At 71.9% G+C, this 25,019-nt stretch carries 25 protein-coding genes; 13 read left to right on the top strand and 12 right to left on the bottom strand.

Annotated elements, in window-relative coordinates:
• The first annotated feature begins 118 nt into the window (after positions 1-118).
• Positions 119-244: a hypothetical protein gene (locus ACFWPI_RS15275; RefSeq protein ID WP_380370660.1), complete on the top strand. Its 126-nt coding sequence runs from the start codon at positions 119-121 to the stop codon at positions 242-244.
• Positions 238-2,847: an ABC transporter permease gene (locus ACFWPI_RS15270; protein WP_380370663.1), complete on the top strand. Its 2,610-nt coding sequence runs from the start codon at positions 238-240 to the stop codon at positions 2,845-2,847. The genes ACFWPI_RS15275 and ACFWPI_RS15270 overlap by 7 nt, the downstream gene beginning before the upstream one ends.
• A gap of 177 nt (positions 2,848-3,024) precedes the next feature.
• Here the strand turns inward: ACFWPI_RS15270 and ACFWPI_RS15265 are convergent, their stop codons facing one another.
• Positions 3,025-3,840 carry an SAM-dependent methyltransferase gene (locus ACFWPI_RS15265; RefSeq protein WP_380370665.1) on the bottom strand — a complete coding sequence of 272 codons (816 nt, stop codon included), beginning with the start codon at positions 3,838-3,840 and terminating at the stop codon, positions 3,025-3,027.
• 441 nt (positions 3,841-4,281) lie between these two features.
• Between ACFWPI_RS15265 and ACFWPI_RS15260 the strand changes: the two genes are divergently transcribed.
• From ACFWPI_RS15260 to ACFWPI_RS15250, 3 genes are all read left to right on the top strand, one after another.
• Positions 4,282-4,842 (top strand): RNA polymerase sigma factor, encoded by a 561-nt coding sequence (locus ACFWPI_RS15260; RefSeq protein ID WP_063346610.1) that lies wholly within the window; start codon positions 4,282-4,284, stop codon positions 4,840-4,842.
• A complete protein-coding gene (locus tag ACFWPI_RS15255; protein ID WP_380370669.1) occupies positions 4,839-5,501 on the top strand; it encodes a hypothetical protein in 663 nt (220 codons plus the stop codon). The genes ACFWPI_RS15260 and ACFWPI_RS15255 overlap by 4 nt, the downstream gene beginning before the upstream one ends.
• 574 nt (positions 5,502-6,075) lie before the next feature.
• Positions 6,076-7,755, top strand: coding sequence for a CDP-glycerol glycerophosphotransferase family protein (locus tag ACFWPI_RS15250; RefSeq protein WP_380370672.1), 1,680 nt, complete (start codon positions 6,076-6,078; stop codon positions 7,753-7,755).
• Here the strand turns inward: ACFWPI_RS15250 and ACFWPI_RS15245 are convergent.
• The gene (locus ACFWPI_RS15245) at positions 7,695-9,854 is read right to left on the bottom strand and encodes an NB-ARC domain-containing protein (RefSeq protein WP_380370675.1); all 2,160 of its coding nucleotides are present in this window, start codon (positions 9,852-9,854) and stop codon (positions 7,695-7,697) included. The two genes, ACFWPI_RS15250 and ACFWPI_RS15245, sit on opposite strands and share 61 nt — an antisense overlap.
• A 272-nt stretch (positions 9,855-10,126) precedes the next feature.
• Here ACFWPI_RS15245 and ACFWPI_RS15240 point away from each other — a divergent pair, with 272 nt between their 5' ends.
• Positions 10,127-10,549 carry a hypothetical protein gene (locus ACFWPI_RS15240; RefSeq protein WP_380370677.1) on the top strand — a complete coding sequence of 141 codons (423 nt, stop codon included), beginning with the start codon at positions 10,127-10,129 and terminating at the stop codon, positions 10,547-10,549.
• Positions 10,550-10,832: 283 nt separating this feature from the next.
• On the opposite strand, the gene ACFWPI_RS15235 is transcribed toward ACFWPI_RS15240, so the two are convergent.
• Entirely contained in the window at positions 10,833-11,279 is a 447-nt protein-coding gene (locus tag ACFWPI_RS15235) for a hypothetical protein (RefSeq protein WP_380370680.1), read from the bottom strand.
• A gap of 237 nt (positions 11,280-11,516) precedes the next feature.
• On the opposite strand from ACFWPI_RS15235, the gene ACFWPI_RS15230 reads away from it, so the two are divergent.
• Positions 11,517-11,759 (top strand): DUF397 domain-containing protein, encoded by a 243-nt coding sequence (locus ACFWPI_RS15230; protein ID WP_380339792.1) that lies wholly within the window; start codon positions 11,517-11,519, stop codon positions 11,757-11,759.
• A 95-nt stretch (positions 11,760-11,854) separates the two neighbouring features.
• Positions 11,855-12,790, top strand: a complete 936-nt coding sequence (locus ACFWPI_RS15225) for a helix-turn-helix transcriptional regulator (protein ID WP_063346613.1) — start codon at positions 11,855-11,857, stop codon at positions 12,788-12,790.
• Here the strand turns inward: ACFWPI_RS15225 and ACFWPI_RS15220 are convergent.
• From ACFWPI_RS15220 to rpe, 5 genes are all read right to left on the bottom strand, one after another.
• Entirely contained in the window at positions 12,784-13,626 is an 843-nt protein-coding gene (locus ACFWPI_RS15220; protein WP_380370684.1) for an SAM-dependent methyltransferase, read from the bottom strand. The two genes, ACFWPI_RS15225 and ACFWPI_RS15220, sit on opposite strands and share 7 nt — an antisense overlap.
• Positions 13,627-13,822: 196 nt before the next feature.
• A complete protein-coding gene (locus ACFWPI_RS15215) occupies positions 13,823-14,269 on the bottom strand; it encodes a hypothetical protein (RefSeq protein ID WP_380370687.1) in 447 nt (148 codons plus the stop codon).
• A complete protein-coding gene (locus ACFWPI_RS15210) occupies positions 14,256-15,272 on the bottom strand; it encodes a helix-turn-helix domain-containing protein (protein ID WP_380424823.1) in 1,017 nt (338 codons plus the stop codon). The genes ACFWPI_RS15215 and ACFWPI_RS15210 overlap by 14 nt, the downstream gene beginning before the upstream one ends.
• Before the next feature lie 1,154 nt (positions 15,273-16,426).
• Positions 16,427-17,386: a pirin family protein gene (locus ACFWPI_RS15205; RefSeq protein ID WP_380339803.1), complete on the bottom strand. Its 960-nt coding sequence runs from the start codon at positions 17,384-17,386 to the stop codon at positions 16,427-16,429.
• Positions 17,387-17,554: 168 nt separating this feature from the next.
• A complete protein-coding gene (gene rpe / locus ACFWPI_RS15200) occupies positions 17,555-18,238 on the bottom strand; it encodes a ribulose-phosphate 3-epimerase (protein ID WP_380370691.1) in 684 nt (227 codons plus the stop codon).
• Between the two features lie 264 nt (positions 18,239-18,502).
• Here rpe and ACFWPI_RS15195 point away from each other — a divergent pair, with 264 nt between their 5' ends.
• Positions 18,503-19,354, top strand: coding sequence for a hypothetical protein (locus ACFWPI_RS15195; protein WP_380370694.1), 852 nt, complete (start codon positions 18,503-18,505; stop codon positions 19,352-19,354).
• A gap of 55 nt (positions 19,355-19,409) precedes the next feature.
• Here ACFWPI_RS15195 and ACFWPI_RS15190 read toward each other — a convergent pair whose 3' ends face one another.
• The 3 genes from ACFWPI_RS15190 to ACFWPI_RS15180 all read right to left on the bottom strand — a co-directional run bounded on the left by ACFWPI_RS15190 (position 19,410) and on the right by ACFWPI_RS15180 (position 21,555).
• Complete coding sequence (locus ACFWPI_RS15190; protein WP_380370696.1) at positions 19,410-20,189, bottom strand: C39 family peptidase; 780 nt, start codon at positions 20,187-20,189, stop codon at positions 19,410-19,412.
• 69 nt (positions 20,190-20,258) lie between these two features.
• A complete protein-coding gene (locus ACFWPI_RS15185) occupies positions 20,259-20,816 on the bottom strand; it encodes a DUF4188 domain-containing protein (protein ID WP_363372889.1) in 558 nt (185 codons plus the stop codon).
• Positions 20,817-20,928: 112 nt separating this feature from the next.
• Complete coding sequence (locus ACFWPI_RS15180; RefSeq protein ID WP_380370698.1) at positions 20,929-21,555, bottom strand: TetR/AcrR family transcriptional regulator; 627 nt, start codon at positions 21,553-21,555, stop codon at positions 20,929-20,931.
• A 106-nt stretch (positions 21,556-21,661) separates the two neighbouring features.
• On the opposite strand from ACFWPI_RS15180, the gene ACFWPI_RS15175 reads away from it, so the two are divergent.
• Positions 21,662-22,123 (top strand): hypothetical protein, encoded by a 462-nt coding sequence (locus ACFWPI_RS15175; RefSeq protein ID WP_380370700.1) that lies wholly within the window; start codon positions 21,662-21,664, stop codon positions 22,121-22,123.
• Between the two features lie 17 nt (positions 22,124-22,140).
• Here the strand turns inward: ACFWPI_RS15175 and ACFWPI_RS15170 are convergent, their stop codons facing one another.
• Positions 22,141-22,857: a Crp/Fnr family transcriptional regulator gene (locus tag ACFWPI_RS15170; protein WP_380370703.1), complete on the bottom strand. Its 717-nt coding sequence runs from the start codon at positions 22,855-22,857 to the stop codon at positions 22,141-22,143.
• A gap of 237 nt (positions 22,858-23,094) precedes the next feature.
• Between ACFWPI_RS15170 and ACFWPI_RS15165 the strand changes: the two genes are divergently transcribed.
• The 3 genes from ACFWPI_RS15165 to ACFWPI_RS15155 are packed head-to-tail and all read left to right on the top strand — an operon-like array spanning position 23,095 to position 24,910.
• A complete protein-coding gene (locus ACFWPI_RS15165) occupies positions 23,095-23,874 on the top strand; it encodes a hypothetical protein (RefSeq protein WP_380370705.1) in 780 nt (259 codons plus the stop codon).
• On the top strand, positions 23,865-24,617 hold the full coding sequence (locus ACFWPI_RS15160; protein ID WP_380370707.1) for a hypothetical protein: 753 nt from the start codon (positions 23,865-23,867) through the stop codon (positions 24,615-24,617). The genes ACFWPI_RS15165 and ACFWPI_RS15160 overlap by 10 nt, the downstream gene beginning before the upstream one ends.
• The gene (locus ACFWPI_RS15155; RefSeq protein WP_371516154.1) at positions 24,614-24,910 is read left to right on the top strand and encodes a DNA-binding protein; all 297 of its coding nucleotides are present in this window, start codon (positions 24,614-24,616) and stop codon (positions 24,908-24,910) included. Before ACFWPI_RS15160 ends, ACFWPI_RS15155 begins: the two co-directional genes overlap by 4 nt.
• Positions 24,911-25,019 lie beyond the last annotated feature (109 nt).

The following is a 25,019-nucleotide window of genomic DNA, read 5'->3' as shown; positions in this document are numbered from 1 at the left end:
CAAGGAGCCTGATACCGGCGCTGGATGCCGTACGCATCGGACTGCATCGTGGCGCCCGCACCCTCGGAATGGGACCGTCCGATTCTGGCAGGAGTGCCTTCCCCGGGTGTGCAGCCCGATGACCATGCTGACCACGCTGACCGTGGAGGAGATCGTCACGCCGGCGTTGCGGCTCGCGGGCGGGCTGCGCCGGCCCGCCTCGGGGCAGGGCGCGGCGCGCATGACGCACCTGGGCGCGTGGTGATCCGCCGCATCCGGAGGCTGGTCCGCCTCGTGGTGCCGGACCGCAGGGACCTGTCGCTGGCGTGGAGCACGATCAAGGGGCGCAAGGGCGGGTTCGTCGGCTCCTTCGTCGCGATCGCCGCGGGCTCGGCGGTGATCACCGCGTGCGGGATCCTGCTGATGTCGGGGCTCAGCACCGGGGTGGCCCCCGAGCGCTACTCGGGCGCGGCGGTGGTCCTCGGCGCGGAGCAGTCGTACTGGCTGGACGAGAGCTCCGAGGTCCGCTACAGCGAGCGCGTCACGCTGCCCGCCGACAAGGTCGCCGCCGTCGCCGCCGTGCCCGGTGTCCGGTCCGCCGTCGGCGATGTCGGCGTCGAGGTCGGCGTGCTGGCCCCGGACGGCCGCGCGGTGGGCGGCCCGGACGGCTTCCCCGTGGTCGGGCACGGCTGGTCCGCCGCGGTGCTCGGGCCGTTCGCGGTGCGTGCGGGCAGCGCGCCCGCCGGGCCCGACGAGGTCGTACTCGACGCGGGCCTCGCCGCGCGCGCCCACGTGTCGCCCGGCGCGACGGTGCGGCTCGTGGTCGGCTCGGTCGCGTCGTCGTACCGCGTGGTGGGTGTAGCCGCGCCGGAGGGGGGCGCGTTGGGCCGCCAGTCCGCGGTGTTCTTCACCGACGGCCGGGCGGCCGAGCTGTCCGGCCGCCCGGACCGGGTGGACGCGATCGGTGTGCGGGCCGGGCCCGACGTCACCCCGGAGCAACTGGCCGGCAGGATCACGGCCGCCGTGCCGGGCGTGGTGGCCCACACCGGCGCGGGGCGCGGCAATGTGGAGTTCTTGGACGTGGGCGACGCCCGCAGCCTGGTGGTCGAGACGTCGGCGTCGTTCGGCGGCACCATGGTGCTGATCGTGGTGTTCGTGGTGGCGAGCACCCTCGCGCTGTCGGTGCAGCAGCGCAGGCGCGAACTGGCCCTGCTGCGCGCCGTCGGCGCGACGCCCCGGCAGATCCACCGGATGATCGGCGCCGAGATGACCCTGGTGTCGTTGGCGGGCGCCCTGGTCGGCGCGATCCCCGGCGTCGTCATCGCGTTCGTGATGCGCGGCGCGTTCGTCCTCGCGGGCGCGATGCCCGCGGACTTCCGGATGGACGTGGGGTGGCTGCCCTTCCTCGCCTCGCTGGCGCTGTGCATGACCAGCGCCCGGCTCGGCGGCTGGCTGGTCGCGCGCCGGGTGTCCGGGACCAGCCCGGTCGAGGCGCTCGGGGATGCCGCCGTCGAGCCCGGGAGGATCGGCCGGGTCCGGCTGGCCATCGGCTTCCTGCTGATCCCGCTCGGGCTGTTGCTGACCTCGGGCCGGGTGGCGGTGTCGGGCGACTCTGCCGCCGACACCGCGGCGAGCGCGGTCCTGTTGTTCGTCGTGGCGCTGGGCTGTGTCGGCCCGCTGCTGGTCAGAGGCGCCGTCGTGCTGTTCGGCCCGCGCCTGAACCGGCAGTCCACGGCCCCCGGCTTCCTCGCCCAGGCCAACGCGCGGGCCCATGCGCGGCGGCTCGGTTCGGCCGTCACCCCGCTGGCCATGGGCGTGACCTTGGCCGCCGTGCAGGTGTTCGGCGCCTCCACGACGATCGCGGCGTCGCGGGACCAACTCGACGCCGGCCTGCGGGCCGATCACGTGCTGACCTCGTCGTCCGGCGCCGGGGTGTCCCCGGAGGTCGTGGACGCCGTGCGCGGCGTGCCCGGCGCCGCCGTGGCGACGCCGGTGGCACGGATGCAGGTGCTGCTGACGTTCCCGTCCGAGGACAGCACCGCGACCAAGGTCTTCGCCGCCCAGGGCGTCGCGCCCGAACGGCTCTCCGAGACCATGGACCTCCGGGTGGTCGACGGCGACACCGCGGAACTGCGCGGCGAGACGGTGGCGTTGAGCCGGGTCGTCGCGGACACCGTCCATGCGCGGCGCGGTGGGACGATCGACCTGCGGCTCGGTGACGGCACGGCGATCAGGCCGCGGGTGGTGGCGGTCTACGAGCGGGGCCTGGGCTTCGGGGACGTCACCCTGCCCAACGACCTCGTCGTCGCGCACACCACCGCGCGGGTCGACACCGCCGTGCTGGTCAGGTCCGCGGACGGGACCGACCCGAAGGCGCTCGCCGACGCGCTGCGCGGCGCCGTCGGGCGCTACCCGACGGTCCAGGTGGGCGGCCAGGAGGCGTTCAAGGGCGCGCCCGGGGGCGGCGGTTCGGGTGGCTGGGCGCTCAACCTCCTGTTCCAGACCGTGCTGTTGGGCTACATCGCCATCGCCGTGGTGAACACCCTGGTGATGGCGACGGCGGCGCGGGTGCGCGAGTTCGCGATGCTGCGACTCATCGGCGCCAACCGGGCCCAGGTCCGCGCGATGATGAACGGCGAAGCCAGGATCGTGGTCTTCTCGGCGCTGCTGTTCGGTCTGTTGGCGACGATCCCGCCGCTGGTCGGCATCAGCCTCGGGCTGACGAGGTCACCCGTTCCGAGCGTCTCCCCCGTCGGCCTCGTCGCGATCGTGGCGGTCACCGTCGCGCTCTCCTGGGGTTCGATCGCGATGGCCACCCGGTCCGCCCTGCGGCCGGCGCCGGTCGACGCGATCGGCGGGCGCGAGTGAGCCGCCCTGCGAGCGGCTGATGCCGCCCGCGGGGCAGGACTGACAACGGCTCCTGCGGCCTGCGGAGTTGGGTCGGCGGTGAGTGGTTCGCCCGGCGGCCGGAATGCCGATGTACAGGGCTTGAACATCCGGGCTTCGAAGCTGCCAGACTGGAAGCTGCCGGACTGGGAGCACGGCTCAGGGGCGGATGGCGACGGCCCCGTAGCAGGAGGCCGCCGCGTCGGTGATGTGCTCGGTGTCGTCCGCAGGCGCCGGGTGCCAGCGCGGAGTGGCGGCGACGCCCGGCTCCATGAGGTTCCACCCGGTGAAGAACTGCGCGAACTCGTCGCGGGTGCAGGCGGCGACGGGGGTTCCTGCGGCGGTGTAGACCTGGATGAGCCGAGCGGTCTCCTCGGCGGCGAAGTCCTGCGTGAAGTGGCTGATCACCAGCGCGGAACCGTCGGGCAGTTGTGCCTTGAGGCCTTCGGTGATCCGCTGGGCCTCGAACGGCACGAAGTGCAGCAGGGCGTTCATGCTGAGCGCTATCGGCTGGGTGAAGTCCAGGATCGCCCGGGCCGAGTCCAACAGGTCTGCGGGCTCACGCACATCGGCCTGCACGTAGGCGGTGACGCCCTGTTCGGTGCCGTGCAGAAGCGCCTTGGCGTGGAGGAGCACGATCGGGTCGTTGTCGGCGTAGACGACCTTGGCATCCGGTGCGACGGACTGCGCGACCTCGTGCAGGTTCGGCGAGGTGGGGATCCCGGTGCCGATGTCGAGGAACTGCCGGATGCCGGCCTCGGCGAGCAGGTGCGTCGACCGCCGCATGAAGGCGCGGTTGGCGCGCGCGGCGGAGCGGGCGTAGGGGAAGACCGCCAGGGCCCGGCCGGCGGCCTCACGGTCGGCGGGGAAGTTCGTCGTGCCGCCGAGGTAGTAGTCGTACATCCGCGCGGAGTGCGCCAGGTGTATGTCGAGGTTGACCTCTACGTCGTCGGTCCCGGCGGTGCCGTCCGTCATGCGTTCCCCCTGAGTCATGCGTTCCCCCTGATGCATCATCGACTCGCCCTGCGCAGGACAGGACCGATCCGCGCCCGCGCCACCGTGGCGAGCGGTGGCGAACCCCGGCGCGGCCCCTTCCACTATGCCCACACGCCCGAACGGCCAATCAAGGGCCGTTGCCGGTGACGACGCGGCCGTGCAGCAGGACGACCGAATCAGAGCATGTAGTGACCCACTCTGACCATGTTCGAGCACGGTATCTCCATCATCCGCAGCGCCTTGTGTCTGATCTCGAAACACCTTGCCGCGGTTTAACATCTCGGCATCCAATCCGCCTTAATGTTCCTACCAGGGAAGCGAGTTCCCGCTGTGACCGCCGTACGGCCATGGGGTTCCACCACGGTCGGCGGCCCGCACCGGACGGCAGCCGACAGGCGTGCCGCAGGGGAGGAATGGGACGTGACCGAGAGCGACTGGGTGGTCGGAGGCCGGGACCGCCTGACGTTCGACGCGTTCTGCGACACACATGAAGGGGCGTGGAGCGGGTTCGCCCGCGCGCGCCTTCGCGACGACGACGCCGCACACAGAGCGGTGGAGATCGCGAAGGTCCGCGTGTGGAAGGAGTGGCCGCGCATCCTGCGCGAGCAGATCCCGCCGTTCCACGCCTGGACGATCCTCAAGGAGGAGATCGGCGCCGCCTTGGCGGAACTGATGATGAACGGCGAGCCGCTGCCCACCCAGGCGAGCGTCCCCGGGTGGGTCTACGCGGTGCGGATCGCCGCCGAGCGGGCGCAGCACCTGATGGAGACCGAGGGCAGCCACGAGCAACTCTACGTCGCGATCCGGAGGTTGTCCGAACGGCGGCACGACGTGATCGTGCTGCGGTACCTGCTCGACCTGCCGGACGAGCAGATCGCCGACTGCCTGGGGACGACCGAGGCCAACGTCCGTTCGACCGCGAGCCAGGCCCTCGACCGTCTGGCCGCGGCGCTCGGCGGCCGACGCGGGGAGAGCCGGTGAGCACCGAACACGACCGGGCCCTACACCCGAACATGGCCGGCATCCACGTGCCCACCCGGGCCCCGCGGCCACAGCCGGGGGGTACGGGCGTCTCCTGGGAGCGGCTGCTGACCGCCCCGAGTCCGATGCCCTCCGAGCACAGGCAGGCGGCCCACGAACTCGACCTCGCCGCGTCCCTGGTCCTCTCGATGCCGTCCGCCGCGGCCTCCCTGGGCCTCCTCGTCAACGGCGCGCAGATCCACCCCGAGGGCGCCCTCGTCCTCGGCGCGCTGCTGTACGTCGCGGGCCATCGCGACGGCGCCCAGTTCTGGTGGCAGTTCGCCGCCGGCGGCGGTTCCTACACCTCCGCATCGTTCCTGAGCCTGCTGCACCGCAGCCTCGGGGAGTTCCTGGACGCGGAGGTCTGGCGCCAACAGGCCGAAGCACTGGCCACCAAACCCCGCCCGCCACAGCGCGTCCTGGGCACCCCTCACGCACTGCTGCCGGCCCAGGTGCTCACCGACATCCTCGCCCGGTGCCACTACGGCCTCGACGTGAAGCTGCCCCCCCGCCTCGCGGCCGTCATCCACCAACTCCCCGTCGCCGCCGACGACCCCGAGTACGGCGAACTCCCCCAGGTGAGCAGCACCCTCGTCCGCGACCTCACCGACGAACGATAACGACCGCAGGAACCCCCGCCTCCCCCAGGGGCGGACGAGAAAAGGCCCCCGGCCGGCACTGCACGAGCAGTGCCGGCCACGGCGCCCGGGACGAACCGAATGCACCGTAGATTCGGCATGGATCGGCGAGGCCCGGGAGTTGCTGTTCGTACAGCTCGGTCACCCAGGCAGGAGCCCTGACATCGGTACCCTCCGTGCCAACTCAGACCTCCATGCCCCTGACCAGCGCGTTTCCCTGGAGCGGATAGGCTGGCCACCTGAACGGAGCCTGTTCATGGCCCGGCGTCGCGCGCTTCTGGCAGCAGGGAGGTGAAACGGTTGCTCTACGTTCCGCTATGGGGTAGGGAGAATGCCGCGAGCCGCGAGCCGCGAGCCGCGAGCCGCGAGCCGCGAGCCGCGAGCCGCGAGCCGCGAGCCGCGAGCCGCGAGCCGCGAGCCGCGAGCCGCCTGAACGGCTCTGTGGGATCCTGCGGTCAAGCGGAGGTGCACGATGGATCCCGATGAGCGCATTCACGTCCCCGTAGGGGCGGGTGCCGACCGCTGGCGAACCTTCGATGGCGAACGGACCGTGGTCGTGGCCGCGCGGACAGTCACCTCGCTCGTGCGCGTCCTGGACGTGGTTCCCGAGATACTCCACGACGACGCCCGGATCACCGTGGTCTTCGGCTACGACCCGACGTCGGCCTTCAACGACGGTGTCCTCGACCTGCTCCGTTCACTGCGCTGCCGCACCATGCCCTGGCCGCAACTCGCCGAGTGCGATCCCGACCTGGTGATCTCCGCTTCCGAGAACCTCACCGTCCCACCGGGCGACTACCCGATCCTGGTCCTGCCTCATGGCATCGGCTTCCAGAAGCAGGTCCCCGACTCGGCCAGCGCGGGCACCCGTCTGTCCGGCCTGGTTCCGGACGCGCTGTTGGCGGCCCGCCGGGCCTGGCTCGCGGTGTCACACCCCGCCCAGGAGGCCCAGCTGGCGTCATTCCACCCCGGTACGGCGGGCAGAACCGTCCTGGTGGGCGACCCCTGCTACGACCGGCTCCTCGCCAGCGGCCGATGGCGCGAACGATACCGGTCCGCCCTGGGCGTCCTGCCGGGCCAACGCCTGGTGCTGGTGACCTCGACCTGGGGCACGGAGTCACTGGCCGGACGCCACCCGGGTCTGCCCGCCGAGTTGTTGGCCCAGCTACCGGCCGACGAGTACCGAGTCGCCCTCGTCCTGCACCCCAACGTGTGGTCCGGGCACGGCGCTTGGCAGGTTGGTGTCCTCCAACGAACCGCGGTGGAGGCCGGACTGACCACCATCGACCCGACGAACGGCTGGCAGCAAGCCCTGGTCGCCTCGGATCTGGTGATCGGGGACCACGGTTCGGTGACCATGTACGGAGCAGCGATCGGACGCCCCGTATTGCTCGCCGCCTTCGGCTCCGAGGCCGTCCCTGGCACGGCGGGCTGGGCTCTGCGTGCGGCCGCACCCCGGCTGGACACCGCGCGGCCCCTACCCGGACAACTTGAGGCGGCACTCGCCGATCACCGCCCGGGCCGCTACGAGCAGGTCACCTCCGAGGCGTTCGCCGCCCCCGGCGAGGCACTCCCCCGGCTCCGCGAGACGGTCTACCGTCTGCTCGGCCTGGCCCGGCCCAAGCAGCCCCCCCGTACCTCCCGTGCCTTTCCGCTGCCGGCCCTGGGCACGGCACCGCCCTGTTCCCTGTTGGTCCACACCACGATCACCAGACGCCGGAACGACGCGATCGAGGTGGACTTGCGCCGCTTCCCGGCCGCGCTGGTCGGTGAGCTGGCGGAGACGGCGGACTCGTTCCGGCATCTGGCCTGCGACGTGGACGAGCCGGACACTCGACTCACCGAGAGTGCCACCACTATCCTGGCCCGCTCGTCAGTCTTCGCCGCCGACGACGGTCGGCGGCGGATCACCGAATTGCTGACCGACTTCCCCGGCGCGAGGCTGGCCGCGGTGTCGGCCGAGAACGGGTGCCTGGTCGGCCTGCGCGGCGGCAGTACAGTCGAGGTCACCACCACCGCTACCGCCAGACCGTGCCCTGACCCGGGAGCGGCTGCCGCGGCGGTATACACCTGTCTGCGCCTCGGGGTACCACCGGACGGCATCGCAGTGACGCTGCGTTGCGGAACCCTCGGTCAGGAGCTGCTGCTCCGAACGCACCACCCGGCAGCAGTCGATCAGCCCCTGGCGAGTCGGGACAGGACTTCCGCCGCCCGGGGACTGCCGCCTTCCTCGTAGACCGCGAGCGCCCTGCGCAGGCAGTCCCGCACCTCGGCCGGGTCGTCCAGCAGGTCCGCAAGGTCCTCAAGCGCCCGCGCCTCGTAGTGGGACGCCTCCTCCTCGCGCAGGCCGATGACCGCCTGCCGCAGATCGGCCACTGCCCCGGCACGATCCCCGAGCCGCGCCCTCGTCCGCCCCAGGTCCGCCAGCGCCCGCGCCGCCATCCGCGCGTCGCCCCGGGCGAGCAGGTCCTCCCTGGCCAAGGCGAGACCGGCCAGGGCGGCGGCATGATCGCCGCCGACGCTCTGCGCACAGCCGAGGAAGTAGCGGGCGAGGGCAGCCCCGCGCCCTTCCTCGGCCTGGAGGTTGAGCGCGAGCGAGGCACGGTACGCGTCGATCGCGCGAGCCGGATCATGCCGGTCCCAGTACCGGCCCAGGAACTCCTGCACCGAGGCCTGGAGGACGAGGTGGCCCGACTCCACTGCCAGCTGGTCGGCAGCCTCCAACTGCGTCCACGCCTCGTCGTCCCGACCCAGGTCGAGCAGCGGCCGGGAAAGCAGGCTGCGCAGCCTGGCCTCGGCCGCCGGCTGCCCGTCGCGCGCCGCGGCGGCAGCCCCCAGTTCCAGGGATTCGCGCCAGTCCGCCAGGTGTCGGTGATGCAGGAAGAGCACAGTGAACACCTCGGCCAGCTGCCACACCTGGCGGTCGAAGCCGAACGTCCCGGCAGCCCTGATCACGGCGAGGATGTCACCTCGTTCGGCTTCCAGCCAGTCCAGGGCATCCTGCCGGGGACTTCCCGTTGTCCCGAACGGCCCGGCGCCGTCGGCGTCCGCTCCGGAGCCACTGGTTCCGAGGACCTCGGCGGGCTCGGTGATCCTCAACCGATCGGCCCGTACGGCGAGATCTGCCAGGACGGCCAGGGCGCGGTAGTGACCGCTGACCCGGCGGACCACCTCCCGCTCCGTGCCGGGCGGGTCGAGCCGACGGGCCATGTCCCGCGCATGGAGCCGGACCAGACCGTGCATCACGTACCGTCCGTCTTCGGTCCCGGTCAGCAGGCTCGCCGCTTCGAGGGTGTCCAGTGCCTCCTGCGCAGCCTCCCGGGAGTACCCGGAGGCCAGCGCCACCAGCGCGGTGTCGAAAGCCCGATTGGGAAGGCAGCCCAGGATCCGGTAGACCCCTGCACCGGTGGTGGGGAGGCCCCGGTAGACCAGTTCGAGTGCTGCCGCCATGGTGCGCTCCTCGTGGCCGGACGACTCGGCGATCCGACGGAAGCGGTCCTGCTCGTCGGCCAGTTCACCGACCAACGAACCGATCGTCAATCGCCGGTGGGTCACCAAACGGGCGGCACACAGCCGCACCGCCATCGGCAAGCCGCCGCACAGCCCGACCAGTTCGGCCGCGGCCTCCGGCTCGGTCTCGACTCGCCGCTCCCCGCAGAGTGCGGCCAGCAGTTCCAGCGAGCTCTCCTGGTCAAGCACATCGAGCTGGAGTAGCGCCGCCCCGTCGAGGGCGAGCTCCCCCAGCCGCCAGGTGCTGGTGGCGAGCACCGCGCTGCTGGCTCCCTGCGGCAGTAGGGCAGTGACCTGGGCCGGGTGGCTGACATCGTCGAGTACCACCAGCATCCGCCGGTCCGCCGACAGGGTGCGGTAGAGCGCCGCACGGTCGGCAAGCCTGGTTGGTAGATAGGGGTCGTACACGCCGAGACCGCGCAGGCACATCGCCAGCGCCTCTGAGACGTCCCCGCTGGCACCGCCACCCAAGGCCCCGAAGTCCACATAGAACTGGCCGCCCGGAAAGCGTTCCTGATGACGGTGGGCCCACTGGCGGGCAGCGGCGGTCTTCCCAATGCCGGGAAGACCGCTGAACACTCCGATGGGACATCCCTGGGCGTCCTCCCCGCCCGCTAACGCCCTGTCCAACTCAGCGAGCGCCCACTCACGGTTGACGAAGCGGCGCGGCGGCCGGGGCACCTGGTCGGGGCGCTGGCGCGCCGTCCCCGGCCCCGGGGACGGCGCCGAGTGGTAGTTGAAGGTGATGCCGCCATGGACGCTGCCCACTTGCGCGAGTTGGCCGTGCACGGTCCCTGGCAGGCTGTTGACCACGTGCGGTGGCACGGGGTGCTCCGCGCCCTCCGGCCCGTTCACGCAGCCCACCGCCTCTCCGGATCGCCAACGAGGTCACGTTACTGGAAGGACCGCCCGGAAGACGACGGTTCGACCGATACGAGCGGGACATGCCACACGAGGCCCACAAAGCCGAGTCCGCCACACCTCACGCGGCCGAGTCTCGCCGATCCGCAGGCCCCCGCGAGGCGAAACCTGTGCCTCCCCGGCCGGCTCTCCCTATGGTGTGAACGACCGACACCGATGACCGAAGGAGCACCACTTTGGATCCGATCACCGCCGCCGCCCTCACAGCACTGGCGGGCAGCGTCGCCGGCGAGGCCGGACGCCAGGCATGGCAGGGGCTGTCCGCACTGGTGAGGCGGCCTTTCCGCCGTGGCGGAGAGCAGGAGGAGTTGCCCGGGATCAGCTCAGGCGAGGTGGAAGTCGCCGCCCTGGAGGCGGTGCCCGCCGATCCCGGACGAGCCCAGGCGTTGGCGACCGCCCTCGGCGTACGAGCCGCCTTGGACCCGGACTTCCGAGTGCTTCTCGATGAATGGTGGGCCCAGACAACGGCCGACTCCACGAGCTCCGTCCACAACACCATCAGCGGCGGAACGCAGAACGGAACGATCGTCCAGGGACGAGACTTCTCCAACCTCACCTTCAACATGCCGGGCACCCCGCGAGGCAATGACGGCAGCTAACACCCCCTCGGGCTCGGGCAGCCGCCGGAAAGATCGGCTGCACCAGCGACCCGCCGCAGGAACGACGAGAGCGACTGGGGCGCCGGTCCCCTCCGGTGCCCCAGTTTGCGGGCAGAAACGGCCAGCGCGCTGCGCTCCAGCAGCGCGTCCGCGTCCTCTCGCTGCGCGATACGCACCGCCACGTCCATGGGCCTGGCCCCCTTCGGTTCCGGGTTGAACTCGCTTTCATAGTCGTCGTCTTGGCAGCAGGGCTCCGGTCCCGACTCGTGGCCGGGCGTCGCGGTCACCTGCTTGCGGCCGGCGGCGGGGCGCTGTGAGTGCGGGGGCTGCCGGGGAAGGGGATCCTGGTCCAGTGTTCGGCCGCCGTGCCGGTGGAGGTGGCGTCCGGGATGGCCCGTAATGCGTCGGCAGCTCCTTCGGCGGGTGGCGAGTGGGCCGGGGTGAGGACGAGCAGGAGGGCGTCGGGGGCTTCGACGAGGCTGAGCCATCCCTCTTCGCGCTCGAAGCCGTGCAGCTCGAAGCCGTGCAGCAGGTCCTCGACGGCTTCGTCGAGCGCCTGCGCGGTGACGGGCGTGCGCCAGTGGGCGACGGTCGCCCGGGCGAAGTCGCGGGCCGCCGTGGCGGCGTCCGGGGTGCCGGGCAGGTGTCGCGCCGCTGCTCTGGGCACCCCCAGTCCCAGGGCCAGGTCGCGGTCGAAGCGCGGATGGGCGTGGTCCTGGGGCCCGATCACGGGTGTCCTCCGGTGCTGGGATGCGGCGGGTGTCTGCGCAACGTTTCCCGCCCGTCACGGGCCGCAACCGCCCCGGGGGTGGTACGGCGAGGCCCGAAAAACGACACCCGTTTGGAGGACACCGCGTTCGAATCGGCTGCCGCTAGCATTCCCGGGCCGGGCATTTGCAATTGCAAATGGGATTGCAAACGGCCTCGGCCGTCCGCATATCCGTGCGATGGGAAGGGGAAGAATCGAATGACTGTCGAAATGCCGGAGAACGGGGTCCGCGCCGATTCGCTGGACGTGGAATGGGTGAAGAGCCCGAGCAGTCGCGAGGTGGGGAACTGCGTCGAAGTCGGACCGCTGCCGGACGGCGCCGTCGCCTTCCGCAACTCCCGTGACAAGGAAGGGCCCGCCCTGGTCTTCAACCGCGGCGAGGCCGAGGCCTTCGCCTGGGCCATGGAGAACAGGGCTTTCGATCACGTGTTCCACCGCTGATCGGCCCGATTCCGTGGGATCTATAGAACGGCGGGTATGCGGGATGGGCGCCGTGGGATAGTGCTTTCCCGAAACCGCGCCCCCAGGAGTCCCGCATGCCCGCCCACCCGGACCGTCCCACGCCGAGCGACCCGGACGGCGACGAGGTACGCAAGCTCCACTGGAGCGGACCGGTGGGCGCGGCGAAGGTCCTGGGCACGGTGCTGCGGTCGCTGCGGGAGGAGCGGCGGCTGCGTCTGTCGGACGTCGCTCCCCGGATCCGGGCGTCGGCGTCGAAGCTGAGCCGGATGGAGCGCGGGGAGAGCACCCCCTCCAAGAGGGACGTCAACGACCTGATCACGATCTACGGCGTCGGCCCCGAGGTCCGCGCGCACGTCGACGTGCTTCTGGAGCGGGTCGTGGCGGGACCGTTCGCGGCCGAGTACGCCGACATCACACCCGGCTGGTTCAGGCGCATGATCGGGCTGGAGGTCGAGTCCGCCCGCATCCAGTACTGGGAGGGCGGAGTGGTGCCCGGGCCGCTGCAGACGTGCGCCTACGCGCGGCGGATGATCAAGGCCGGCCTGCCCCGGGCCCCCGCCGAGGAGATCGAGCGCCGGGTGAGCCAGCGCATGGACCGCACCCGGCTGCTGGACGACGCCGACCGCACGGTCGTGGCCCTGCTGGACGAGAGCGTGCTGTACCGCAACACCGGAGGCCCCGAGGTCATGATCGGGCAGCTGGAGCACCTCAAGGAGCTCAGCCGGCGGCCGAACGTGCATGTGGCGATCCTGCCGTTCACCGCGGACCTGACCCCGCCGTCGGGGGCCTTCACCCACCTCGCCTTCGAGTACGGCGGCCCGAGCGACGTCGTCTACGTCGAGGGCCCCGGCATCGGGGCCATCTACCTGAGCAAGGACCCGGACGTCGAGCGTTACGCGGACCTGCTGAACACCCTTTTGTTCCACGTCGCCGACTACGAGGTCGGCCTGGCGCTCATCGACGAGGCGATCGGGATCCACCGGGGCAGGATGCGCCGCCCCGGTCAGTGAGCCCTGGCGACGCCGCCGAACTCCGTCCACTCGTCGCTCGTCTGCGCCGTCCGGGCAGCGGTCGGGTCGGGACGCCACTGCGACACCTCCACCACACCGGGGTCGAGGATCTCCATGCCTTCGAAGTAGCCGACCACGTCCTCTTCCGTACGGACCTCCCCCCAATGGCGCTGGGTGAGGTCGGCCATCAGGTCCGTGATCCGCCGGCGGACGTCGAGATGGGGGCTGACGAGCTGGGAGATGGCCATGTAGGCGGGGGCGTCGGCGGGCAGCCGATCACGGACCCGGCGCACGAGCCGCGCGGGCGGGACGGATCCCTTCTCCGGGATGCAGTGCAGGACGGAGACGAACAGCGCCGCCGTCGGCACCCGGGGCAGGATCAGGTCCTGCACGGCCCTGCTGGAGAAGATCTCGTCGGTGTCGCGCATGTCGGCGTAGACGACGGCCGTGTTCGGGTTCCCGGCCAACAGGGTTCGGCCGGTGTGCATCACCATCGGGTCGTTGTCGATGTACACGACCCGGCAGCTGTCGTCGATCTCCTGAGCTATCTGGTGCACGTTGCGCTGGGTCGGCAGGCCCGAGCCGTGGTCGATGAACTGCCGCACCCCGTAGTCACGCACCAGCGTCTGCACCGTGCGCACCAGGAACGCCCGGTTGATCGCCGCGACCTCGACGCTGCTCGGTGCGACCTTCAGCAGATCGCGCACCCCGTCACGGTCGGACTGGAAGTGCGCGTGCCCGCCCAGCAGGAGGTCGTACATGCGGGCCACGCTCGGAACGGCCGGATCGTAGGTGACGGGAGAAACGATTTCCGCATCCGGTTCCAACGCGACCACCCCTGGCTCGGCCCCTTGATCGAAGTGCCCATGCTAGAGCGCTACATGACACTGCGCCAGGTTGTTAAAGGGTCTCGGAACCCGTAAGGCTGAACTCCGGGCGGATGTTATGGCGCACCTGAGCGAAGGGGTGGCGCAGGTACGAAATCCCGCGCCACCCCTTTCACTCCACGCCCGCCGGAGCCGCCCCCTTCCGTCACGCCCTTCCGGGGCCGAAGGCGAGTTCGCCGACCAGGGCGCGCGGCAGCCCCCGCTCGGCGGCGAGCACCAGCCCGGCCGCAGCCGCCGGTTCGACGCCCATCAGGTCCGCGGCCTCGGTCAGCCGCATCCCCAGCCGGTAGTGCAGGACGGCGGCGTCGGCCGCCGCGACGGGCAGCAGGCGGTGCAGCACGTCCTCGCCGTCCTGGCCGTACGGCATCCGGCAGTGCAGGGACACCGCCTCGCGCACCAACACCCACGCTCCGGCCGCAGGGCTGCGCTCGCACACCAGCTGAGGCCAGCACGCCACCAGTGCCTCCACGACATGGTCGACGACCTCGCCGGCCGCGGGCGTGCGGCCCAGCCGGGCCACGGCGTACCCCCGGTACAGGCCGCGGCGGCGTTGGACGAACGCGTCCAGGCCCACCGCCTCAGCTCCCGTCACGGTCCTCGCCCCCTTCCGGCGCCGCCGAGCGCGCGAAGCACCCGGACGGTCCGAACTCGTCGGAGTAGACGGCCGCGAGCGCCGCGTAGTGCATGCGTTCCCAGTACGGGCGCAGGTCGCCCGGGTGCCCGCCCAGCGCCGCGGCCAGCTGGCTGACCACCGGCCAGTCCGGCACGGTCTCGCCCGCCAGCACCGATCGCACCAGCTCCGCCGACACCCCCCGGGCGAGGGCGCACACGGCTTCGGCGTCGGGCTGCCCGGCCGCCAGGTGCAGGCCCCGGATCGCCCGCAGCATCTGGTCGGCGGCACCCGCCACCGACACCCGCCCCGGGCGCTCGGCGCCCTGGGCCACCTCCCACAGCAGCCGCAGCTCCTCCGGCACCCCGCCGAAGGCCCGCGCCAGCGTCTGCAGGACCGGCCACGTCGGCACCCGGTCCCCGGCGAGGATGCGCGAGACGTACGACGGCGAGCACCCGGCCAGCTCCGCGGCGGCCTGCGGGCTCACCCTGCTGCGCTCCTGCAGCGCCGTCAGCGCCGCGGCGAGCAGCCCCGCACGGGGTCCCGAATCCGGCTCCGGCTCCCCCGCCGAGGCCGGTGCCGGCGCGGCCGGTGCCGCGCCCGAAGCGGTCCCCGGCGCGGGCGGGGCCTGCCGGTTCGAACGCCGGCTCAGCTGCTGTTCCACCCGCCGCAGGGTCCACCGGCGCCGGGCCGAGTCCGGCTGGACGCCCAGCGCCGACCCGATCTCCCCCCACTCCATCCCGTCGGCCCGTGCGTCGCGGACGACGGCCGCCACATAGTGGTCGGCGTCACCCCGCAGCGCCCGCGCGCACGCCAGCCTCACCGTCAACGGCGCCCGGCGCGCCTGCGCCTCCAGCAGCCGGCCGGCACCCGCGTGCACGTCCTCCGCCACCAGTTGCCCCCAGCCCCCGGCCGCCCGGGCGGGGCGGCGCGCCGCCCCCTTGGCCGCGTCCCGCAGCCTCTGCGCCTGTTTCTGGCACGCCACCCGGTGGTACAGCCGGGGTCGCCCGGCCCTGACCGGCCGCCTGAACACCTCTCCGCACGACGGCAGCGCACACACCACCGTCACCCATCCCGCCATCCTCACCCGCTCTTTTCTCTCTCCCTCGGCGGTATTTCCACCCCCGGGGGCGGGCCGCGGCGCGCGGCGCCCCCGGGGCCGACGGACCGGGGCGCGTCCGCCACGGCGGACGCCCCCCGACCGCCCTGCTACGGGTGCAGCCGCAGCCGCCGGAACCGGCATCGCGCCTGACCGGCGGCGGTGACCAGAGCGCCGATTCCGGCGAACCGCCGCCCCGACCGTCTGTCGGCACATGCCAGCGACACATTTGCGGCCGAGGAGACCGAACCGAGGGAGACCGAAACTCGCCAGTAATCAAAGCCGGACGGCCTTCGGGCCGGCAGCGGGACACTGGTACGTTCGGTGGTGATCACGGGACGCATCAACCGCCCCGTGAGGGCGTAGCAGTGCATGACACTCCTCCGCTCCGGGCCCCGGCCGACGGTGGACAGACCATGGCCGGGGCTGCGCTTTCTTGACGCTGAAAAAGGTACTCCTCCGTGAAAGCGGTTTGCACCGCAGATGTCTCAACCCGGTGCTGCACGTGCTGATGGGAATGGCATTGCCGGTGAGATCCAGCAGCGTCTGCGGACCTCGCAGCGACACCGGTTCCGCTCTCACCATGACGTGACGATCGGACAGAATCGGGCACGTGTTGACGCTATCCGGGCTCTACCGATCGGTAATAGCCGATTTCTGGGCCGGTGCACCGCGTGGCGACTACAGGGCCGTAGATGGACGGGCCGGTTTTCGGTATTCATCGAATTGCAGATGCAAGCAATCGGATGATGAGATTCCACAAAAGCCGTGATGCAAGTCACATGATGTGGCGGTCGCGGGCGTCGATCATCGCGCGAACGCACGGTACGGACAGATCGCCCGGCCCCAGGCGCCGTGATATCGGGAGGACCCGGCGAGTCAGCTGACAGCTCGTCAGCAAAGGCAGCAAGAGGTCGGCAAAAGGTCAGCATCGGTCCGATTGAAGGCTGCCGCGCCGCCCCGAACGCGCGAGTCGACGTGACATCCCGCAGGGCCCTCCCACCCAACCAGCGCGCGCCTCACGAACGCAGTTCACCAGGTCAGCGCACGCGCCCCCGCGCCTTCAGCGGGAGGGCGGGGAGCTCCGGCGCGCGCAGCCGGTCGCCGGCGTAGCCGTGGACGTCGCCGAAGCGGGCGGTGGACATCCAGTCCTCACGGGCCCGGGTGATCTCCTCGCCGGTGCGGCCGATGAAGTTCCACCACATGAGGATCTGCTCGTCGAAGGGTTCACCGCCGAGGAGGAGGACGGCGGCGTCGGTGCGGGCGTGGAGGGGGAGTTCGGGGCGGCCGCAGCCGAGGTAGAGCATGGAGCCGGGTTCGACGCGGACGCCGTCGACGTCGACGCTGCCGGACATGGAGAGGACGGCGTACTCGAAGTCGGGGACGAGCGGGAGCTTGAGGTCGGCGCCCTCGGTGAGGGCGAGGTCGGCGCCGACGAGGGGGGTGTAGGCGGTGCCGGGCGAGGTGGCGGTGTCGAGGGTGCCGAGGATGACGGTGCCGCGCAGGCCGGGGGCGGTGACGACGGGCAGGTCGGCGTGGTGCTCGAAGGTGGGGGCGGTGTGCCGGTGGGCGTCCGGGAGGGCGACCCAGAGCTGGGCGCCGTGCAGGTAGCGGGCGTGCGGGCGCGGGGATTCCTCGGAGTGGGAGATCGCCCGGCCGGAGGTCATCAGGCCCAGTTCGTACGGGCGGACGGTCTGGAGGCTGCCGAGGCTGTCGCGGTGCAGCACTTCGCCCTGGTGGAGCCAACTGACCGTCTGGAGGCCCATGTGGGGGTGGGGCGGGACCTGCATGCCGGGTTCGTCGGCGATGTCATCGGGTCCGTAGTGGTCGACGAAGCACCAGGCGCCGACCATCCGGCGGCCCAGGTTGGGGAGCAGGCGGCGGACCATCGTGCTCTCGCCGAGCTGGACCTGACGTCCGGTCAGCAGGTCCTTGACCGGTCCGGTGTCGGCCTCGCGGCCGCAGGTGGTCGGGGAGGGCTTGCGGTCGAGGTTGCTCATGTGCGGTTCCACCACCGTGCGGAGAGGGGCCGGGCGAGGGGCGTTCGCCAACGATCATCCCTGACGACCGTTGAATCCTCCACCCCTCGCCGGGCCGGGCCCCGGAACACCGCCCCTGGACGACAGCTGGCCCGGACCCCTGCGCGCCGCTCCGCCCGGACTCAGGGCTCAGTGCCCGCAGGCCCACCAGGCGTCCGCCGAGGCCTTGGTCGCGAGCTCCCGCAGCTTGCGCACGGCCTCGGCCGGGTCCTCGGCCCCGTACACCGCCGAGCCGGCCACGAACACGTCGGCGCCGGCCTCGGCGCAGCGCTCGATGGTGCCGGCGGAGACGCCGCCGTCGACCTGGAGCCACAGTTCCAGGTCGTGCTTGGCGATCAGCTCCCGGGTGCGGCGGATCTTCGGCAGCATGATGTCGAGGAACGCCTGGCCGCCGAAGCCGGGCTCGACGGTCATGATCAGCAGCATGTCGAGCTCGGGCAGCAGGTCCTCGTACGGCTCGATGGGCGTGCCCGGCTTGAGGGCCATGGAGGCGCGGGCGCCCTTGGCGCGGATCTCGCGGGCGAGGCGGACGGGCGCGGCGGCGGCCTCGACGTGGAAGGTGACGGAGCCGGCGCCGGCCTCGACGTACTGGGGGGCCCAGCGGTCCGGGTCCTCGATCATCAGGTGGCAGTCGAGCGGGGTGTCGGTGGCGCGGGCGAGCGACTCGACGATCGGGACGCCCAGGGTGAGGTTGGGGACGAAGTGGTTGTCCATCACGTCGACGTGCAGCCAGTCCGAGCCCCTGACGGCCTCGGCCTCGTCGGCGAGCCGGGCGAAGTCCGCGGACAGGATGCTGGGGTTGATCTGCGCCATTACCGACTACCTTCACACGAGGGTTCACACGAGGGCTGCGGCGTCCCGGGAGCGGGCACCTCGTCCCATCATCTCGCGCCGACGCCCGGCCGGGTGCACACCTGGACCTCCCCGTGACCGTCATCACACCCGGTCCGGGATTACCGTGGCCGCCGCCGTGGTCATCAGCACTGAAGCGGCCCGCGCGCGCCCGATCCGTCGGCGCCCGCCGAGCCGCCCCGTCCGGCCGGGTTCGCCCCGCCCCTCTCCGAGGAAGGTCCTTCGATGGCCGATCTCGTCCACCCCGCCCGTGCACTGTGGTGGCTCTTCGAACCGGTGCACGCCGTCACCTACTTCCTGCCCGAGAGCCGCGAGGCCTACGAGGCGGCCGGGCTGCACGGTGGCTGGCGCGGCTACTTCGCCAGCCGGTCGGCGCCGCTGGGCGCGGTGGACGCGCCGCCGGTGATCGCCGCGTTCTTCAGCTTCTCCCCGGCGATGGTCGAGCGCGCGCTGCCGGAGGTGTGGACGCACGCGAGCCCGGAGGAGGCGCTGGCCGCCCGGTTGAAGGGCTCGGCGGCGGCGCTGGCCCGGCTGCTGGAGCACGTGGACCCGGCGCAGGTCGAACTGGTGGTGGAGGCCCTGGAGCGGGCCGCGGGCCGGCTCGACTGCGTCGGCCGGGTGCTGGCCGCCGCCAACGCCGCGCTGCCCCGCCCCTCCGGCCTGTACGAACGGCTGTGGCAGGCCGCCACGGTGATGCGCGAGCACCGCGGGGACGGCCACGTGGCGGCGCTGGTGGCGGCCGGACTGGACGGGTGCGAGGCGCTGGTGGTCCGGTGCGCGATGGACGTCCGGCGCGAGATGCTCCAGCCGATGCGCGGCTGGACGGACGAGGAGTGGGACGCGGCCGCGGCGCGCCTGGTCGAGCGGGGCTGGCTGACCACGGCGGGCTCGGTGACCGAACTCGGCCGGATCCGGCACCAGTCCCTGGAGGCCGCCACCGACCTGGCCGCCGCGCGGGTCTGGGAGGACTACCCGCGCGCCGAACTCGACCGTCTGGCCGCCGCGTTGAAGCCGATATCGGCGCTCTGTCGCAGCCAGCTCCCGGTCAACCCGGCCGGCCTGCCGGACAACCCCTGATCAGCCCCTGATCAACCCTTGATCAGCCCCTCATGAGGTCCCGACCAGCCGCCGGTCAGCTCCCGACCGGTTGCTGGTCGGGAACCGATCGGGCGCCACCCGTGCCCGGCGGGCCGAGGACGATCCCCCGCCCGGCGTAGAAGCGCTCGAACGACCGCCACGGCACGTGTGCGAAGGACTGCGACTCCCCCGGGAATCCGGACGGGTTGTGGATCACCACCGCCGTGTCCGTGGCGCCCACCACCAGCACCAGGTGTCCGCCCCGCCGCACCGGCGCCGGACCGGCCGGCTCCCGGATCGCGGGATGCACCGACACCATCACCAGCCGCCCGCCGGCCACCTCGGCCGCCAGCTCCGCGGGCGCCAACTCCCGCGCCTGCGCGGCCAGTCCCCACCGCCGCCGGACGTAGTCGGCGAACGGCGTGTGGATCAGTCCGCGCAGGCTCTCGCCGTCCCGGACGTACGCCCCCGCCGCCACGCACTCCCCGGCCAGCGTGAGCGCCGGGGGCGCCAGGCCCCACCAGTGGTCGAGTGCCATCCGCAGGCAGGCCACCCCGCACAGCCGCCACGACCACCACGCGTACTCCTCCGGGGTGGTCGCACCGGACTGCCCCCACCGGGGGTCCTCGGCCGCGTCGACCTGTCCGTCGATGATCACCCGCACCAACTCGGCCGATTCCCACTGCGCGTGGTACGGCACCTCGTGCACCACCGGCCCGCCCGTGGGCGCGCCCGTCGCTGCGCCCGCGTGTGCTCCGGCCGATGCGCCGGTCGGCGCGCCCGCCCGTACACCTCTCGGCGCGCCCGTCGGCATCCCGCCCTGCTCCTCCGCCATCCCCCGACGCTCTCACGCCGCGGCACCCGGGCCGACCCGCGACACTCCCTGAGCGCCCGGTGAGCACCCCTACTCGGGCACGCGCTCCCCCGAGCCTTCCTTCGAGCCCTCCTTCAGGCCTTCCGTCGAACCCTCCGACCGGTAGGCCAGCCGCTGCGACGCGCGGCGCCCACGCGCCTCGAGCGGCAGGGAGCCGGTAGCGCCCGCGAGACCGAACGGCGGCATGTCGAAGTAGATCGACTCGTACCCGCCCTCCGGCACCACGTACGTCTCGTGCCACAGCCCGACGTGCCGACGGGCCTTCCCCTCCCGCAGTTTGCGGTTGACGATGCCCCAGACGCTGTGGTGGAAGCCGTCCGGCGCGCTCGCGTAGCCGTACAGCTTCTCCTTCGACTCCCAGTACTGGACGACGTAGTACGTGCGCGGCGAGGCGGTGAGCAGGATCCGCCCGCGCAGGCCGCGTTCGGGGCTGCGCCCCAGTTCGTACAGCATCCGGAACATCGCGAACATCACCGGGCCCCAGTGGTGGACGGCCCAGAAGCGGTTGATCCGCATGCCGATCAGCAGCACCACGGTGTCGCCGGTGGCGCCCGCGGTGGTGTAGCCCGGCGTCGGCTTGGCGAACATCGATCGGACGAACGTCGTTCCCATGGACATCTCGGCCTCCCGCACCCCATGTAATCGGTGATTACATCAGGGCCGGGAAACCCGGTCAAGGCTCACTGCACGCACAAATCGGTTACTGCGAAGGAAGGTTGGCGATTCCCTGGCCGAAGGTGTCGAGCACCTTCCCGGCCAGCTCCTCCGCCTCCTCCCCCGGCAGGTAGCCGTCCACGATCATCTGTGCCAGCCCGAACACCAGCGCCTGCCCGGCCAGCCCCATCAGCCCCGGATCCCCCGGACGCAACCGGCCCGCCTCCTGGTCCGCCACGATCAGACCGGTGAACGCCCTGTCCATGCCGTCCAGTTGATCCCGCAGCTCCGGCTCCCGAGAGGCCACGAACACCCGCGAACGCACCAGATCGAACCGGTGCGGATGGTGCAGCGCGTACCGGACGAACCCGAGCCCGACCGCCCGCATCACCGACCCCCCGGCCGGATCCACCGCCGCCACCGCCGCCACCTCGGCCTCCTGGCACCGCACGAAGTCCGCCAGCACCCGGTCCGCCAGCGCCGTCAACAACGCCTGCCGGTCCGCGAAGTGGCGAAACGGCGCCCCCGCCGACACCCCGGCCCGCCGCGCCACCTCCCGCATGCTCACCTTCTCCTGCCCGTACTCGTCCAGCAGCTCGAACGCCGCGGCGACCAGCGCCTCCGGCAGCGATCCGTGGTGGTACGAGCTGCGCCCGCCAGGCCGTTCCGTCATGCCTGCCTTGCTACCACAGCAGGCCGCCCCACCAGGAAACCATCACCCCACCGATCGGAGCCCCATGCCCACGCCCATGCCCACACCCACGCCCATGCCCACACCCATGCCCACTCCCACACCGACCGCCCCCACCCCCCAACCCGCCTCCCGCGCCGCCGCCTTCGCCGCCGCCTACGCCCTCCTCCGCGCCTCCGCCACCCTCGCCGACCACTGGATCCAGACCGACCACCAGGCCGGCACCAAGGGCCGGCCCACCCCGGCCGGCCGCCGCGCCTGCGCCGCACACGTCACCGCCTACACCGCCACCCAGGCCGCCGCCCTCCTCCTCGGCACCCGCGCCCTCGGCCTCCGCCCCAAACCCCGCCGCCTCCTCGCCGCCCTCGCCCTGTCCGCCGCCACCCACTACCTCGCCGACCGCCGCGAACCCCTCCGCCGGGCAGCCGACTTCACCCGGCGGGGAGGCTTCGTCCGCCTCGCCGAGCACGGCATGAACGGCGCCTACCTCCTCGACCAGGCCTGGCACCACGTGTTCGAGACCGGCGCCGCCCTGATCGCCGCGACGTGACAGCATCCGTCCACCGCTCACGGCAGCCCCCCGAGCCGCGCCGCGGCCGCGCGCAGCCCCTCGGGGTCCTCGACCACGAGCCGCCCCCGCCGACCGGCCAGCGTCCCGCCGAACGGCGTCACCGACACGACCTGCCGCACCTGCTTGGCGCCGATGCCCAGACAACTTGCGAGATCCCTTTGGACAACCGAAAGTTGGACGTCATTCGCCACACTCCGGGTACGCCCCTCCTCGTGGTCGAGCAGCGGCACAAGGACCCACGCGACCCGAGCCCGGTTGTCGCCGGGCTGCGCCAGCATCTGGGCCTCCCAGTGTCGGCCGGCGATGTACGACGAGATCGCCAAGCCGTAGTCGCGCTGGAAACCGGGGCTCCGAAACGTCTCCCCGGGCACGATCGCCACCTCGCAGTCGGTGTACGCCGTCACCGTGGCCGTCCGCACGCCGAAACCGAGCACGGCGAGATCCCCGATGAGATCGCCGCCACGCCGGAAGGCAAGCAGCCGCTTACCGGCGCCGGCACCACCCCCGATCTGGTCGACCCTCACCACACCACTGATCACGACGATCACGAAGGCGCCCACGTCGCCCTGCCTTACCAGCTTCCGGCCCGCCGGGAGCTTCCTCCGCTCGGTGCCCTTGAGGACGCCGTTCCACGCGGCCGGACCCACGAGCGCCTGAAAGGTCCGGTTCGGGCCCATGAGCAGCCCCGACGAGGAGTTGTTGCACAAGTTCATGGCGGGAGATTAGGGGAGCGATCGCCAACCAAGGCCCAGGTAAGACGAGTTGGCGCATGAGACACGATCCGCCCGGCACCGGCTGCTACCCTGCCGCGCCCCTTCGCCGACCACGAACGAAGTGTGGTGCAGGACACACCACTAAGGGGTCGCGGGCCCCCTAATCCTCGCCGGCCGACCGCAGACTCTTCGTCGTCAGCCCGGCGACCGCCGAACCTTGCGTTCCTGGAGACCGCCATGCCCGAACCCCCGTCACTCCCCGGCATCGTCAGTCGGCCCCTGCCGCCGCTCTCCGGCCTGCTCTGCGTCGACCTGAAGGGCTTCACCAAATTGCCCGGTGCCGTCCACGCGCCGGTCAGCGCCTACCTTGAGGAGATCCTGGACGCCGCCCTCACCGCAGCCGGCCTCGACGACCTCCGGACCACGAAGCGGTTCCCCGTCAACTCCGGCGACGGGGTCACGTTCGGCTTCGATCCCACACTGCTGGGATTTGTCGTCCACCCCTTCCTCGACCGCCTCGACGAGAAACTCGCCAAGCACAACGCCGATTCGGGCCACGTCCGACTGCGGATGCGGGTCAGCGTCCACTCCGGCCACGTGGCGCCCGAAGGCGTACCCGGCGAGGGCAACGGGCCTGCAAGGAACGAGCTGCACCGATTGCTCGACTCCCAGGAGGTCAAGGCCGTCCTGGCCAAGGCCAGCGAGGAGACGACGCACCTGGTGGCGATCGTCTCCGACCGGGTGTACGAGGACGCGGTCGTGTCCCGGCACACCGGTCTGCACCCCGACCGGTTCCGCCGCATCCTGGCGACCGTCCCCGACAAGGAGTTCGCCCGTCGGGCATGGCTGTACATCCCCACCCCCTCAGGCAACCTCCTCATCGCCCCCGACAGCGCCCCACACCAGCCCCCCAAGGAAGTCGGAAGGCTTTCCCGCGCGATCAACCGCTTTCACTCGGCACTCAAGCCCTACATCGACCCGCACCGTTCGACTGGAGGAACCGCCCCATGGCTCTGATCACGTACAACAGTGTGCTCGACGTCATCCACCAGCGGGTAACCAGCGCCGCCCATTTGCGGCCGAACGCTCTCCAGGTCGAGGTCGGCGGAGCAACCCGCCTCCTCGACCTGCCGCAGGCGCGCGCAGCCCTGTACGAGCAGCCGGTTGACGAGTCGCTGCGCCGCGAGATCTGGCGTCGTGCCGTCGCACTCGCTCAGCACGACTCGCTGGCCATGGCCATCGGCTCGACGGAGGTAGCCGGGTGGGTCGAGGCCGTGGTCTGGCTCGCGTTGCCTCGGCTCAGGCGGGTCGCCCGGCAGGCCTCAGCCCGGCTGGGGGCGGACCGCCGCGATGTCGAATCCGAGATCATGCTCGCCCTGATCGAACGACTGGCCGAGGTCTCGCCGGACGACCCCGACGTCGGCCCGCGGTTGCTCAGCGCCGCGGACCGCCGGGGCTGGGACTTCGCCCGCCGCTCGGCCTCGGGCGGACGACCGGTCGAGGACATCGTCGCGGTGGCCGACGCCCGCACCTCGGAGTCGGCCGAGGACCTCTGGGATCTCGCGATCACCCCGCCGGACCGCCCGGACGGCCTGACCGCACCGCTGCGCCTCTCCTCCCGCTCGGCGATCGAGGGCGCGCGGCTCGGCGAGCTCGCCGACCATCTCGGCCTGCGCGAGGTCGTCCAGCGCGCCCATCGGCGCCGCCGGGGCCAGCGGCTCGGGACGCTCCCCCTCCGCTCGGCGGGGGCCGACCGATGACCACCCACGCCCAGGGGGCACTCACCTTCCCCGAGCTGTTCGGACTCCCCCTGGCCGTCGACCTTCGGACCGCTGCGCGCGCGTTCGGCATCTGCCTGGCCACCGCCTACAACCTCGTCCACCGCGGCGCCTTTCCCTGCCCCGTCATCCGCACCGGGTACCGCTACCGGGTGCCCACCGTCGGCCTGCTCAGCGCCCTGGGCATCGAGGAACTCCCCATCTATGAGGATGACTTGTCCCACCTGACAATTGCGCCACCGCTCCCGGGGCTCAGCTGGAAGGACCTCGCATGATCGCTGCGGCCACGGTACCCAAGCCCAGCCTCCCGGAGCCTTCACAGGGCCACCTGACCTGTGTCGTGATCGGTCCCGCCGGGGACCGCAACGCGTACGACGCCGGCCG

The organism is Kitasatospora sp. NPDC058492, assembly GCF_042720685.1.
In the GTDB taxonomy this organism is placed as follows: Bacteria; Actinomycetota; Actinomycetes; order Streptomycetales; family Streptomycetaceae; genus Kitasatospora.
This window is presented reverse-complemented; position numbering and strand designations above follow the sequence as displayed.